14 protein-coding genes are annotated in these 12,580 nt (G+C 68.6%); 7 read left to right on the forward strand and 7 right to left on the reverse strand.

Annotation, left to right across the window (positions count from 1 at the left end; all coding sequences use genetic code 11):
- Positions 1-1,636: ABC-F family ATP-binding cassette domain-containing protein (locus ACLKOY_RS15030; RefSeq protein ID WP_436454380.1), on the reverse strand; the 1,636-nt coding region annotated here is incomplete at its 3' end.
- Between the two features lie 256 nt (positions 1,637-1,892).
- Positions 1,893-2,549, reverse strand: coding sequence for an alpha/beta hydrolase (locus ACLKOY_RS15035; protein ID WP_436454381.1), 657 nt, complete (start codon positions 2,547-2,549; stop codon positions 1,893-1,895).
- Between the two features lie 113 nt (positions 2,550-2,662).
- On the opposite strand from ACLKOY_RS15035, the gene ACLKOY_RS15040 reads away from it, so the two are divergent.
- Positions 2,663-3,262, forward strand: coding sequence for an NUDIX hydrolase family protein (locus tag ACLKOY_RS15040; RefSeq protein ID WP_436454382.1), 600 nt, complete (start codon positions 2,663-2,665; stop codon positions 3,260-3,262).
- An 89-nt stretch (positions 3,263-3,351) separates the two neighbouring features.
- Here ACLKOY_RS15040 and ACLKOY_RS15045 read toward each other — a convergent pair whose 3' ends face one another.
- Positions 3,352-4,419, reverse strand: coding sequence for a threonine aldolase family protein (locus ACLKOY_RS15045; RefSeq protein WP_436454383.1), 1,068 nt, complete (start codon positions 4,417-4,419; stop codon positions 3,352-3,354).
- A 91-nt stretch (positions 4,420-4,510) separates the two neighbouring features.
- Here ACLKOY_RS15045 and ACLKOY_RS15050 point away from each other — a divergent pair, with 91 nt between their 5' ends.
- Positions 4,511-6,058 (forward strand): MFS transporter, encoded by a 1,548-nt coding sequence (locus ACLKOY_RS15050; protein ID WP_436454384.1) that lies wholly within the window; start codon positions 4,511-4,513, stop codon positions 6,056-6,058.
- A 4-nt stretch (positions 6,059-6,062) separates the two neighbouring features.
- Here the strand turns inward: ACLKOY_RS15050 and ACLKOY_RS15055 are convergent, their stop codons facing one another.
- The gene (locus tag ACLKOY_RS15055; protein ID WP_436454385.1) at positions 6,063-6,704 is read right to left on the reverse strand and encodes an SDR family NAD(P)-dependent oxidoreductase; all 642 of its coding nucleotides are present in this window, start codon (positions 6,702-6,704) and stop codon (positions 6,063-6,065) included.
- Between the two features lie 106 nt (positions 6,705-6,810).
- Positions 6,811-8,250 (reverse strand): DUF6421 family protein, encoded by a 1,440-nt coding sequence (locus ACLKOY_RS15060; protein ID WP_436454386.1) that lies wholly within the window; start codon positions 8,248-8,250, stop codon positions 6,811-6,813.
- A gap of 72 nt (positions 8,251-8,322) precedes the next feature.
- Here ACLKOY_RS15060 and ACLKOY_RS15065 point away from each other — a divergent pair, with 72 nt between their 5' ends.
- Positions 8,323-8,784, forward strand: coding sequence for an Lrp/AsnC family transcriptional regulator (locus tag ACLKOY_RS15065; RefSeq protein ID WP_436454388.1), 462 nt, complete (start codon positions 8,323-8,325; stop codon positions 8,782-8,784).
- Positions 8,785-8,788: 4 nt separating this feature from the next.
- Here ACLKOY_RS15065 and ACLKOY_RS15070 read toward each other — a convergent pair whose 3' ends face one another.
- The gene (locus ACLKOY_RS15070) at positions 8,789-9,832 is read right to left on the reverse strand and encodes a DUF5937 family protein (protein WP_436454389.1); all 1,044 of its coding nucleotides are present in this window, start codon (positions 9,830-9,832) and stop codon (positions 8,789-8,791) included.
- Positions 9,833-9,877: 45 nt separating this feature from the next.
- Between ACLKOY_RS15070 and ACLKOY_RS15075 the strand changes: the two genes are divergently transcribed.
- The 4 genes from ACLKOY_RS15075 to ACLKOY_RS15090 are packed head-to-tail and all read left to right on the forward strand — an operon-like array spanning position 9,878 to position 12,267.
- Positions 9,878-10,240 carry a cupin domain-containing protein gene (locus ACLKOY_RS15075; protein ID WP_436454390.1) on the forward strand — a complete coding sequence of 121 codons (363 nt, stop codon included), beginning with the start codon at positions 9,878-9,880 and terminating at the stop codon, positions 10,238-10,240.
- Positions 10,241-10,262: 22 nt separating this feature from the next.
- A complete protein-coding gene (locus ACLKOY_RS15080) occupies positions 10,263-10,553 on the forward strand; it encodes a DUF4287 domain-containing protein (protein ID WP_241796262.1) in 291 nt (96 codons plus the stop codon).
- Positions 10,554-10,587: 34 nt separating this feature from the next.
- Positions 10,588-11,235, forward strand: a complete 648-nt coding sequence (locus tag ACLKOY_RS15085) for a dihydrofolate reductase family protein (protein WP_228385716.1) — start codon at positions 10,588-10,590, stop codon at positions 11,233-11,235.
- A 54-nt stretch (positions 11,236-11,289) separates the two neighbouring features.
- The gene (locus tag ACLKOY_RS15090) at positions 11,290-12,267 is read left to right on the forward strand and encodes a 1,4-dihydroxy-2-naphthoate polyprenyltransferase (protein WP_436454391.1); all 978 of its coding nucleotides are present in this window, start codon (positions 11,290-11,292) and stop codon (positions 12,265-12,267) included.
- Position 12,268: 1 nt separating this feature from the next.
- On the opposite strand, the gene ACLKOY_RS15095 is transcribed toward ACLKOY_RS15090, so the two are convergent.
- A complete protein-coding gene (locus ACLKOY_RS15095; RefSeq protein ID WP_309691041.1) occupies positions 12,269-12,571 on the reverse strand; it encodes a DUF4229 domain-containing protein in 303 nt (100 codons plus the stop codon).
- Positions 12,572-12,580 lie beyond the last annotated feature (9 nt).

Genomic DNA, 12,580 nt, shown 5'->3' on the forward strand with positions numbered 1-12,580 from the left:
ACGCGTCGTCGTGACTCACGACCAGCACGGCCCCGCGGTATGCCCGCAATGCCTCGACGAGCTGGTCGACCGTGTCGATGTCGAGGTTGTTCGTCGGCTCGTCGAGCACCACGAGGTGCGGTGCCGGATCCGAGAGCAGCAGCTTCGCCAGCGCCACCCGGAAGCGCTCGCCGCCAGACAGCGCGGCGACAGGACGCTCGGCCGTCGCCCCTCGGATGAGGAACCTCGCGAGCCTGTTGCGCAGCTCCTTCTCGGGCACCTGGGGCGCGGCATCCGCGATGTTCTCGAACACCGATCGGTTCTCGTCGAGCCCGTCGATCCGCTGCGGCAGGTAGCCGATGCGGTCGGTGAGCGCCGTCGCCGTCAGCGCCGGCCGTTCCGTATCCAGCAGGGATTCCTCCGGCTGGGCGGTAGAGCCGTCATCCGGACCGATCGTCGGCATCGGTGCTGACTCGCCGACGCCGACGCCGACGCCGCCGCCGACCCCGGCTCCGGCCACCAACCGCTCGAGCAGCGTCGTCTTTCCGGCGCCGTTGCGCCCGATCAGCGCGACGCGATCGGGGCCCTGGACGATCCATGACCGTTCGCCGTCGCCGATCATGGCGATGCGCCGCGAGCGCGACACCTGCGGGTCGGGAAGCTCGATCTTCATCGACGCATCCGAGCGCAGACGGCGCCCCGCCTCATCGAGCGCGGTGCGAGCGGCATCCTCCTTCGCGCCGACCTCGGTGCGCAGCTTTCCCGCTGACACCTCCGCGGCCATCTTGCGACCGTGCGCGATGATCTTCGGCACGCGCTTCTCGATCTCCGCCTTCTTCGCCGTGCGCGACCGGTGCGCGAGCTTGACCTCGGCCTCGATGCGCTGACGCTTCTCCTTGCGGAACTCCTGCTTCGCCGTGACCTCTGCCTGCCTGGCGGCCTCCTGCTCGGCATCCAGCCAGGCTCGCCATTCGGAGTACGGGCCCCCGAACACGCTCAGCGTCTGGGCGTAGAGCTCGGCGGTGTCGTCCATCAGCTCGAGCAGCGAGAGGTCGTGGCTGACCACGATGAGCGTGCCCTTCCACGACCTGACCATGGCCGCCAGCTTCGCGCGGGCGTCCCGATCGAGGTTGTTGGTCGGCTCATCGAACAGGGTGATCGGTGCACGCCGCAGACGGATGCCGGCGATCGCGACCAGCACCGCCTCACCGCCCGACAGCTCGCCGACACGTCGGTCGAGGAACTCGGGGGCGAGGCCCGCCTCGGCCAGGGACTGCTCGGCTCGTGCCTCGATGTCCCAGTCGTCGCCGACCGCCTCGAAGTGCGCCTGGTCGACATCGCCCGCGCTGATCGCTCGGACGGCATCGAGGGCTTCGGCGACTCCGAGCAGCTCGGACACCCGGCGGTCGACGTCGAGCGTGAGCTGCTGCGGCAGGTACGCGACCTCGCCAGTCGTGGTGAGGAATCCGGTCGTGGGACTCAGCTCGCCCGCCATGAGGCGGAGCAGCGTCGACTTGCCGGCGCCGTTGCGGCCGACCAGCCCGGTGCGACCGGAGCCGAACGATCCCGAGACCGAGTCGAGCGCGGTGGTGCCGTCCGGCCAGGTGAAGGTGAGTCGGTCGAGGGTGACCGACGCGTGGAGGGTGGGTACTGACATGGTGTCTCCTGTCGAGTGCGAGGGTGCACTGACACCGGTCGCCCGAGGGCCCGTCTGAGCGGGGCGCTGTCGGAGGACAGCGGGCGTGGTCTGCCGTGGAGTCGGCGATCGTCGGGTCAGCGCGCGGAAAGGTGAGCGCGGAGGCGACGGATCAGATCAAAGGACTTCCAGACACGGCGGACAGGGCTCCACGACGATACCCGGGCGTGTCGGACTTTCGCAACCCCGGGCGTGTCGCGGTCGGCGAGCGGATCGGTCAGGCCTTGGCGGTGCGCTCGAGCCACTTCGTGAGGAAGACGTGCACGTCGCGGAGTTCTTCCTCCGAGATGCTGTGCGTGAGTCCGGTGTAGACCCGCCCCGACAGCTCTGAGTGCGCCGGCAGCCACTCCGCGGTGTGCGCGACCAGCGCGTCGGGGATCACCTGGTCGTTCGTGCCTCGCCCCCAGAAGACGTGCGGTCGCGACTCGGTCAGCGCTTCGTCGCCCGGCAGCTCGCCGGCGGCGGCGTACCCGCTGAGCGCCACCACGGTGTCGATGTCCTGAGGGGCGAGACGCATGGCCTGCAGTGCGACGGCGGCGCCCTGCGAGAAGCCGAGCAGAGCCACCGCAGGAGCATCCGCCCGAGCACCGTCGAGCCAGCGCAGGAACGCCTCCGCTGCGAGCGTCACGGATGCGGCGCTGCGGCCGTCGAGGCCTTCGATGGCATACCAGGAGCGCCCTGGCATCGGCCACGGGGGTGCGAGCGGGGCGGCGACGGATGCCACGGCGATGCCCTCGGGCAGGTACGGGACCAGCCCGAACAGATCGTGCTCGTCGGCGCCGTATCCGTGCAGCAGCACCACCAGCGGCATCCCCGCGCGGTCGTCGGTCGACCAGCGCGTGAGGAGCCCGTCGATCATCAGTTCTTCGCTCACCCGTCCATCCTGCCAGCGCCCTCCGACACTCGCAGGCGCTGATCGTCGGATCGTATGCCGGTCGTGGCCGCAAGTCGGTGTTCGGTCGAGGATGCGGCTGGTAGAAAGGAGACATGTCCGTCCGCACACCTGATCCCGATCCCGAGCCCGACGACGGCCTCGAGGGCTTCGGCTCCGCACAGCCCTCGGGCGACTCCAATCCGGGGTGGTTGAGCGAATACGAGCTGGCAGAGGCGAGACGCCACCTGCCGATGCTCTATGTCGAGGCGATCCCGGTGCGCACCGACGGTTCAGGGCAGGTGACCGAGATCGGCATCCTGCTGCGGTCGACGCCCATGGGAGAGATGACGCGCACCATCGTCTCGGGTCGAGTCCGGTTCGGCGAGACCATCCGCGACGCGCTGTTCCGCCACGTCGAGAACGACCTGGGCCCGATGGCGTTCCCGCTGCTCCCGCCCCAGCCGCTGCCCTTCACGGTCGCCGAGTACTTCCCGATCCCGGGGGTCAGCGCCTACCACGACGACCGTCAGCACGCCGTCTCGCTCGCGTTCGTGGTGCCGGTCACCGGCACGTGCGAGCCGCGACAGGATGCGCTCGAGGTCACCTGGTTCTCGCCGGAGGCCGCGGCATCAGACACCGTGGCCGCCGAGATGGAGGGTGGGCGCGGCACGCTCATCCGACTGGCCCTCGCGAACCTCGGCCTTCTCCGCTGACGGCTGATCCACGCTATACGCGAGAGGCCCGCCGTCATGACTTCTGACGGTGGGTCTCTTCGTGTGTCGCGCGCGCCGCGACCGGCTTCTCAGCGCGAGGTGAGGCGGGCGAGCTCGGCGACGAACTCGTCGACGTCGGACTCCTCGGTGTCGAAGCCGCACATCCAGCGGACCTCGTTGCGCGCGGCATCCCAGTCGTAGAAGCGGAACTTCTCGCGCAGCTGGTCGGCGATGCCGTCGGGCAGGGTCGCGAAGACGCCGTTCGACTGGGTCGGCTGCGTGAACGAGACGCCGGTGATCTCGCCGGCGGTGATGCCGGCCTCGATCTCGCCGCGCAGCCGCTGGGCCATGGCGTTCGCGTGCTGGGCGTTGCGCAGCCACAGGTCGCCCTCGAGCAGAGCGATGAGCTGTGCCGAGACGAACCGCATCTTCGACGAGAGCTGCATGTTGAACTTGCGGGAGTACTGCAGACCCGTCGACGCCTCGGGGTTCAACACCACGATGGCCTCGCCGAGCATGGCGCCGTTCTTCGTGCCGCCGAAGCTGAGCACGTCGACGCCTGCGTCGCGGGTGAAGGCGCGCAGCGGAACGTCGAGGGCCGCTGCCGCGTTCGAGATGCGTGCGCCGTCGAGGTGCAGCTTCATGCCGCGTTCGTGCGCGTGGTCCGCGAGTGCGCGGATCTCGTCGACGGAGTAGAGAGTGCCGAGCTCGGTCGACTGCGTGATCGAGACCACCAGCGGCTGTGCGCGGTGCTCGTCGCCCCAGCCCCAGGCCTCGCGATCGACGAGCTCGGGGGTGAGCTTGCCGTCGTCGGTGGGCACGGCGAGGATCTTGAATCCGCCGATCCTCTCGGGGGCACCGCCCTCGTCGACGTTGATGTGAGCGGTGGATGCCGAGATCACGGCGCCCCAGCGCGGCAGCATCGACTGCAGCCCGGTGACGTTCGCCCCGGTGCCGTTGAACACCGGGAACGCCTGCACGCCCTCGCCGAAGTGGCCCCGGAAGACCTCCTGCAGACGCGCCGTGTAGGCATCCTCGCCGTACGCGACCTGGTGGCCGCCGTTCGCTGCTGCGATGGCCGCGAGGACCTCGGGGTGGACGCCGGAATAGTTGTCGCTGGCGAAGCCCCGAACGGCGGGGTCATGCTGAATACTCACCGCACAAGCCTACGGGCCGATGCCGGTGTCGGATGCCGCGTCAGGCAACCCGCTCTACCGAATGTCCGAGGCCACGCCTACCCTCTAACTCATGGAGCGCACCGCAGCGAAGACAGCCTTCGCGAACGTCCTCGTCAACACGCTCATCGCGAACGTGACGACGAGCTTTCTCTGGTTCGCGCTGACCTTCTGGGTCTACATCGAGACGCAGTCGGTTCTCGCGACCGGAATCATCGGCGGCGCCTACATGCTGTTCATCGCCTTCTTCGCGATGATCTTCGGCACGATCGTCGATCGCAACCGCAAGCACACGGTGATGCTGCTTTCGAGCGTGATCTCGGCGGTCGCGTTCCTGATCGCGGGCGTGATCTACGTGTGGCAGCCGGAGTCGGCTCTGCTCGACCTCGGCGGCCCGTGGTTCTGGCTGTTCTCGGCGATCATCCTGTTCGGCGGGGTCATCGAGCAGCTGCGCAACATCGCACTCTCGACGACGGTCACGCTGCTCGTGCCCGAAGACCGCCGTGCCAATGCCAACGGACTCGTCGGCACGGTGCAGGGGCTGGCCTTCCTCGTGACGAGCGTGTTCTCGGGGCTGTCGATCGGCTTCCTCGGCATGGGGTGGACCCTCGCGATCGCGATCGGCGCGATGGTGCTGACCTTCGTGCACCTGCTGTTCATCCGCATCCCCGAGGGCACGCCGCAGCCCGATCCCGATGCCAAGAGCGCGCTCGACTTCCGCGGCAGCGTGGCGGCCATCAGGCTGGCACCCGGACTGTTCGCCCTGATCATCTTCTCGACGTTCAACAACCTCATCGGCGGCGTGTACATGGCGCTGATGGACCCCTACGGTCTCACTCTCTTCAACGCGCAGATGTGGGGTTTCGCGCTGGCGTTCGCGTCCACGGGATTCCTGATCGGCGGCGGGCTCGTGGCGAAGTTCGGCCTCGGCGCCAAACCGATGCGCACACTCCTGCTCGTCGTGATAGCGATGGGCATCCTCGGCTCGGTCTTCATGCTGCGCGAGTGGTGGCCCCTCTACGTGATCGGCATGTGGATCTACATGGCTCTCGTGCCTCCCGTCGAGGCGGCCGAGCAGACCATCATCCAGAAGGTGGTCCGCTACGACAGGCAGGGGCGCGTGTTCGGCGTCGCCGCCGCGATGGAAGCCGCAGCCGCTCCGATCACGGCCTTCCTGATCGCGCCGATCGCCGAGTTCCTGATCATCCCGTACATGAAGACCTCCGAGGGGCAGCAGCAGTGGGAGTGGCTGCTCGGCGAGGGTGAGGCTCGGGGCATCGCGCTGATCTGCCTGTTCGCGGGCATCATCATGGTGATCGCCGCCACGCTGGCGTTCTTCACCAAGTCGTATCGCAAGCTCACCGAGCTCTATGCGAATGCGCCGGCGCAGGACCCGAACGGCGAAGACGCCGAGGGTGCAGGGGAAGGAGGCGTCGACGCAGCCGAGGGCAGCGAGGCGAGCGACAGGGCGACGAGCGACAGCGCAACGAGCGACACGATGACAGGTGGCAGTGTGACGGCCGACAGTGTGGCCCCGGACAGCCGGCGGTTCGCGGATGCGCCAGCGCCGTTGCGGGGGATGCCGCCCGAGATTCCTGAGGCTCCTGAGTCTCGGCGCTAGACGGTCAGTCGAGCGTGATGATCTGGTCGTTGAGATCGGCGGCGTCCGCGTCCCACAGGGCCAGCACTCGGGGCACGAGGGACTCAGGGTCGAGCGCCTTCGCCTGGAACACCACGGATGCCGCGCGCAGCGGCTCTCCGGCATCCCGCGCCGCCTTGGCAAAACCCTGCGCGACCGCGCGCGTCCACGCCTCACTCGCCGCCTTGACGGCCGCATAGTTCGCGCCTCCCGCCAGGGGGCGCCCCACCGCGGTCGATGAGACGATCGCGAAACGTCCGGCATCCGACGCGCGGAGCGCGCTGTCGAACGCACGGCTCGTCGCGCGCACCGCATCGAGCGCGGGGAGGAGAGCGTGGAAGTCGTCGTCGGACTGCCCGGCGAGCCCGCCGCCCCCGCGCCAGCCGCCGACCAGCGGGATCATGGCATCCACCGCGTCGATCCGCGACGCCAGCTCTGTCATCGACTCCAGTGAGGTCGCGTCAGCCACCTCGACCCGCACTCCGATCGCCTGCAGCGACTCCAGTCGCTCGGCCGAGCGGCCGGTGGCGATCACGCGTGCCCCGGCGTCGACGAGTGCCTGAGCGAGTGCGAGCCCCGAAGGACTCGTGGCTCCGGCGAGAAGGACGGTTCGATCGGTGACGCTCATGTGCTCAACTCTCGTATAGAGACAGTTCTGCGGCCACCCCCGGGCAGGAATGGCCGCAGACGCTGCGTCCGATCGCCCCCGCGACCGGACCCCAGAAATGCGCGAGTCAGTCGTCGGTGCCCCGGATGCCGACGGTCGACTCGATGACCGGCTTCATCTTCTTGTCGAGGGCCTCGAAGAACATGGACAGGGGGAACTCGTCGTCGAGCACCGCGTCGGTGAAGCCCTTGGGGGCGCCGGCGAGAATCTCGTCCGGCAGGCCGCGGGCCCAGCGCGAGGCCGGATTCGGAGTGAGCACGGAGCGGACGAGGTCGTAGGCGGCGAGCCAGTGCGCCGTCTTCGGGCGGTCGATCGAGCGCCAGTAGAGCTCGTCGATCGCGTCACCGAGGGCGACGACCGCGTCGGGAACCGCTGCCCAATCGAAGGCGAGCGCGGTGTCGGTCCAGTGCAGCACTCCGCGCTGGTGCAGCCAGGCGAAGAGCAGCTGTCCGCCGAGACCGTCGTAGTTGCGCACCCGCGAGCCCGTGATGGCGAAGCGGAAGATGCGGTCGAAGATCACGGCGTACTGCACGAGATCCGCGTGGTCGAGCATCTCCTGCTCGGAGTCCGAGAGGCTGTCACCGGCCTCGGTGCGCGCACGCAACGACCGCTCGATCTTCACCGACTCGCGGAACGCGGTGAGGTCGCACCGCAGCTCCTCGAGCGAGTACAGGAAGAACGGCATCCGCTGCTTGATCATGAACGGGTCGAACGGCAGGTCGCCGCGCATGTGGGTGCGGTCGTGGATGATGTCCCACATCACGAACGCGCGCTCGGTCAGCGCCTGGTCGTCGAGCATCGCCGCGGCCCGTTCCGGGAGCTCGAGCTTGGTGATCTCGGCGGCTGCGCGGGTGACGCGGCGGTAGCGGGCCGCTTCACGGTCCTGGAAGATCGCGCCCCACGTGAACGAGGGGATCTCGCGCATCGCGACGGTCTCGGGGAACAGCACGGCCGAGTTCGTGTCGTATCCGGGCGTGAAGTCGACGAGCCGCAGCGAGACGAACAGCTTGTTGCCGTAGTCGCCGGCCTCCAGGGCCGCGATGAACTCCGGCCAGATCGTCTCGACGATGAGCGCCTCGACGAGGCGGTCGCTCGAGCCGTTCTGCGTGTACATGGGGAAGACGACCAGGTGGCGGATGCCGTCGACCCGATGCTGCTGCGGCTGGAACGCCATGAGCGAGTCGAGGAAGTCCGGCACGCCGAACCCTTCCGAGACCCAGCGGTCGAAGTCGACGATCGACGCGGCGAGGTAGTCGGCGTCGTGCGGGAAGGCGGGGGCCAGAGCGCGGATGCCGGCGGTGATCGCGGCGACGAGATCGCGGGCGGCGGCGTGGTGCGCGGCATCCGGGATCGAGCCGTCCTTGACCTGCATCTCGCGGATCGCGATCGCGGCGTCCTTGAGCTGGGCCCACGCTGCAGAGGATTCGGCGGTCGAAGCGTCCTCGACGACCTCGGGTTCGCCGACGATGGCCTGTACAGCGGAGCTGTTGGCGGAAATGATGGACATCGGGACCTCCGATCGGAGAGTTTGACGGAAAGATTCCGGCATATACGGAATCCTGACGATAATATTACATCCATGGATGACTCTGTCGACCGCGCGATCCTGGCCGAGATCTCACGAGACGGGCGCGCGACGCTGTCTCAGCTCTCCGACGCCGTCGGCCTCTCCGTGTCGGCTGTGCAGTCGCGACTGCGCCGCCTCGAGACGCGCGGCATCATCACCGGCTACCGGGCGATCCTCGACCCCGAGCTGGTGGGCACCCCGCTCTCGGCGTTCATCGAGATCACGCCGCTGGACCCGGCTCAGCCCGACAACGCCCCTGAGCTTCTCGAGCACCTCGACGCGATCGAAGCGTGCCACTCGATCGCCGGTGACGCCAGCTACATGCTGTTCGTGAGGGTCGCGTCGCCGCGCGCGCTGGAAGAACTCGTGCGCGACATCCGGCTCGCCGCGAACGTCAGCACCCGCACCACGGTCGTGCTGCAGACCTACTACGAGCACCGGCCGATCATCTCGGTCGCTCCTGAAACCGACTAGCCGATCACAGCAGCGCGCCGACCATCGCCTCCCCGAGGGGCGTGCGCAGATGCAGCATCCTTGCGCCGTCGCGTTCGCTCGAGACCAGGCCGGCGTCGCGCAACACCGTGAGGTGGTGGGATGCCGTGGACACGGCGATCCCCGCATCCTGAGCCACCTGTGAGGTGGTGCGGGCGACGCCGGCCTCGAGCAGGATCGTCGCGCGCGCCGGGCCGAGGAGGGCGCCGAGCGACGTGGCGATCTCGCTCGCGTCGCGGGACCAGCCGGCGGTCACGCCCCGCGCGGGATAGAACAGGGTCGGCTGGGCCGGCGGTTCGGTGAGCACCATGCATCCCCACGACGACATCACCGACGGCACCAGCACCAGTCCGCTGCCGTGGCAGTCGACGAGCTCGCTGTGGCGGCGAAGCGAGACACGCACGGCTCCGTCGCCCCAGCTCACGGTCGGATGCAGTCCACCCGCCATCTCTCGGATCCCCGAGGTGGCGATCACCCGCGACCGCACGGCGATGTCGGATCGCAGCAGACGTTCGAGCTGCGGCCAGACGGGAGCGAGCGCGGCATCCCACACCTCCGACCAGGCGTCGGCGACCATCTCGCGGGCACGGGCCGGCTGCTCCTGCATCTCGCGCAGCGCCCGCCGGCGGGATCCCGACGAGCGGATCACCATCTTGCCGAAGTCGACCCGCATCGGATCCAGCGGTGTGATGCGCAGCGCCGCGAGCTCGGCCTCGGGCGTCATGTCCCACCCCGGCGCCGCCGTGAGGAAGTCGGGCATATAGCCGTCGTCGCCGATCACCGCGGCGAGCAGCTGGAAGCTCTCGCGCGGCAATCGATCGCGCACGGCCCGCAGCCACCCCCACTGCAGCGGGTGCTGCTCCGGGCGCAGCAGCACCCGCACGGCGTGGGCGAGTTCGTGGCCGGGGGAGATGCCGAAGCGCACCGACTGGATGTCGCCGGGGCTGAGGTGGAACTCCACGCGATGGTCGGGGTGCTCGACGCCTTCGACCGGCGTATCGGGTCGACCCGCGTGTGAGTTTCGATCCACATCGAAACTCTAGGACGAGCGTGCGCGCCTGTCGAGACTGGGCTCATGAACACCACGTCATCTGCTCTCGAAGCTGTCACCGCCGCGGACATCCGCATCGGCACCGGACGCAGCCGCAGGTTCGTCGGCGCGGATCACGGTGCGGGGATCTCGTACTTCTACGTCGAGAATCAGCCCGGCGAGGGGCCGGGCCTGCACTGGCACCCCTACCCCGAGACCTGGGTGGTGCTCGAGGGCACGGCGCGGATCACGGTCGGCGATGAGACGATCGTCGCCTCCGCAGGCGACACCGCGACAGGCCCGGCCTTCGTGCCACACTGCTTCACGAACGTCGGCGAGGGGATGCTGCGCATCATCGGCATCCATGCGTCGGCGACGATCATCCAGACCTTCCTCTCCGACGACTGAACGACCACGCACAGGAGCATCCATGTCCTTCCAGGCATACCTCGACAAGGTCGAGACCCAGACCGGCCTCACCCCTCGCCAGTTCATCGAACTCGCCAAGGAACAGGGGTTCGACGAGACCACGAAATCGACCGTCGTGCTCAACTGGCTCAAGCAGGACTACAGCCTCGGCCACGGTCACGCGCAGGCGATGGTGCATGTGATCCTCAAAGGCCCGAAGATCAGTGACAAGCACGTCGGCAAGGGTGGGGCGCACGGCGACGCGTCGGACACCCTGTGGCTCGACGGCAAGGACAGCAACCCCAACCCCTGACCTGCGTCTCCCGGCAAACGACAGAAGAGAGAGAATCATGGCCGTCCGCGTCGATCTCAACGTCTCCCTCGACGGATTCGCGACCACCACCGACCAGACGCCGGAGAACCCCTTCGGCGACGACTGGCCGCGTCTGGTCGCTGCCTACGCCGCGACGCGGACGTTCCGCAGCCGCGTGCTCGGTGACGACTCAGGAGCAGGCACGACCGGAGTCGACGAGAAGTACGCCCACGCCTACTTCGAGGGGATCGGCGCCGAGATCATGGGCGCCGGGATGTTCGGTCTGCACCAGTTCCCGGACGATCCGCAGTGGCGCGGCTGGTGGGGCGATGAACCGCCGTTCGAGGTGCCGGTCTTCGTTCTCACCCATACTGCGCGCGACTCGATCGAGTTCGCGAACGGCACCGTCTTCCATTTCGTCGCCGGGAGCCCGGAAGAGGTGCTGCCGCGTGCTCTGGACGCCGCGAACGGGGGCGATGTGCGCATCGGCGGCGGTATCGACGTGGTGCGGCAGTTCCTCGGGGCGGGACTGGTCGATCGGGTGCACCTCGCCGTGAACCCGCTCGTGCTCGGCCGAGGCGAGCGCATCTGGGACGGTCTGCGCGGGATCGAGAACGGCTACGACGTCGAGTCCGAGGTCGCCGAGTCGGGAGTCACGCATCTGACCTTCCGCCGGGGCTGAGCCCGCCGCATCGTCCGCGCGTCGTCCATCGGCGGCCCCAGTAGGATTCCCTGCGTGGCAGCATCCTCGAAGCGCAAGAAGAACCAGACCCGTGTGAGCGGCAATCCCGCGAAGCGGGCGAGCGGCAACCCCGCGAGCCAGGCCGTCATCGACGCCGGGCCCGTGACGTTGGGCGACTGGATCGGCGCCGCCCGTCTGCGCACGCTGCCGCTCGCCGTCGCCCCGGTCGTCATCGGCACCGGCGCCGCACGCAGCACCGGTCCGGAGTTCCACTGGGTGATCGCCCTGGCGTGCCTCGCGGTCGCCGTGCTGCTGCAGATCGGCGTCAACTTCGCGAACGACTACAGCGACGGCATCCGCGGCACGGACGCCGTGCGTGTGGGGCCGGCTCGACTGACGGCATCCGGTCGGGTGAAGCCGCGCACCGTGCTCGTCGCGGCTCTCGTGTTCTTCGCGCTCGCCGCGGTGGTCGGCGTCGCGATCGTCATCCGCACCGAGCAGTGGTGGATGCTGGCGATCGGTGCGGCCTGCATCATCGCCGCCTGGTTCTACACCGGCGGCAAGCGACCCTACGGGTACAACGCGCTCGGCGAGGTGTTCGTCTTCATCTTCTTCGGACTCGTCGCGACCCTCGGCACCACGTGGGTGCAGGTCTTCGAGCTGCCGCAGCAGGCGTGGCTCGGAGCGATCGCCGCCGGTCTCTTCGCCTGTGCTGTGCTGCTCGCCAACAACCTGCGCGACATCGACCAGGATCGCGTCGTCGGCAAGCGCACCCTGACGGTGCTGATCGGCAAGCGGGCGACCCAGGTGCTGTTCACTCTGTTCGTGATCGTGCCCTTCGGCATCCTCGTGCTGATCGCACTGCTCTACCCGATCGCGTGGATCGGTCTGCTCGCGCTGCTCGCCGGACTCCCGGCCATCCTCATCGTCTGGACCTACCGCCAGGCGAAGGAGCTCGTCGTCGCGCTGGCGCTGACCTCGCTCACCGCACTGCTCTACGCCGGCGCGTTCTTCTGGGCGCTCGCCGGCTGAGTCAGTCCTCGCGACGAGTGGTGGCGCCGGCCTCGCCGGCGATCGCCTCGTCCTCGGCATCCGCATCGTCCTGCGCGGCGGAGCTGCGGCCTCCGCGACGCTCGACGATCCGCGCTGAGGCATCGGTGAGAGGTCGGCGCAGGAACAGCATCGAGATGCTCATGCCGATGAGGGCGGCGAAGATCGCGGCGAGCCACCAGTACTCGCGGAAGATCGGGAAGAAGAACCACATGATCGCCAGCGGCACGAGGAAGGCCAGCAGACGCAGCACGGTGTAGACGAGGAAAGGTGCACGGTTCTTCACCCGCACAGT

The organism is Microbacterium sp. K2, assembly GCF_051365005.1.
Lineage (GTDB): Bacteria > Actinomycetota > Actinomycetes > Actinomycetales > Microbacteriaceae > Microbacterium > Microbacterium foliorum_B.

Bases quoted from the DNA above. Each gene is read 5' to 3' on its own strand.
- ACLKOY_RS15040 (WP_436454382.1), top strand. From the start codon at position 2,663: ATGTCCGTCCGCACACCTGATCCCGATCCCGAGCCCGACGACGGCCTC.
- ACLKOY_RS15050 (WP_436454384.1), top strand. From the start codon at position 4,511: ATGGAGCGCACCGCAGCGAAGACAGCCTTCGCGAACGTCCTCGTCAAC.
- ACLKOY_RS15055 (WP_436454385.1), bottom strand. From the start codon at position 6,704: ATGAGCGTCACCGATCGAACCGTCCTTCTCGCCGGAGCCACGAGTCCT.
- ACLKOY_RS15060 (WP_436454386.1), bottom strand. From the start codon at position 8,250: ATGTCCATCATTTCCGCCAACAGCTCCGCTGTACAGGCCATCGTCGGC.
- ACLKOY_RS15065 (WP_436454388.1), top strand. From the start codon at position 8,323: ATGGATGACTCTGTCGACCGCGCGATCCTGGCCGAGATCTCACGAGAC.
- ACLKOY_RS15075 (WP_436454390.1), top strand. From the start codon at position 9,878: ATGAACACCACGTCATCTGCTCTCGAAGCTGTCACCGCCGCGGACATC.
- ACLKOY_RS15080 (WP_241796262.1), top strand. From the start codon at position 10,263: ATGTCCTTCCAGGCATACCTCGACAAGGTCGAGACCCAGACCGGCCTC.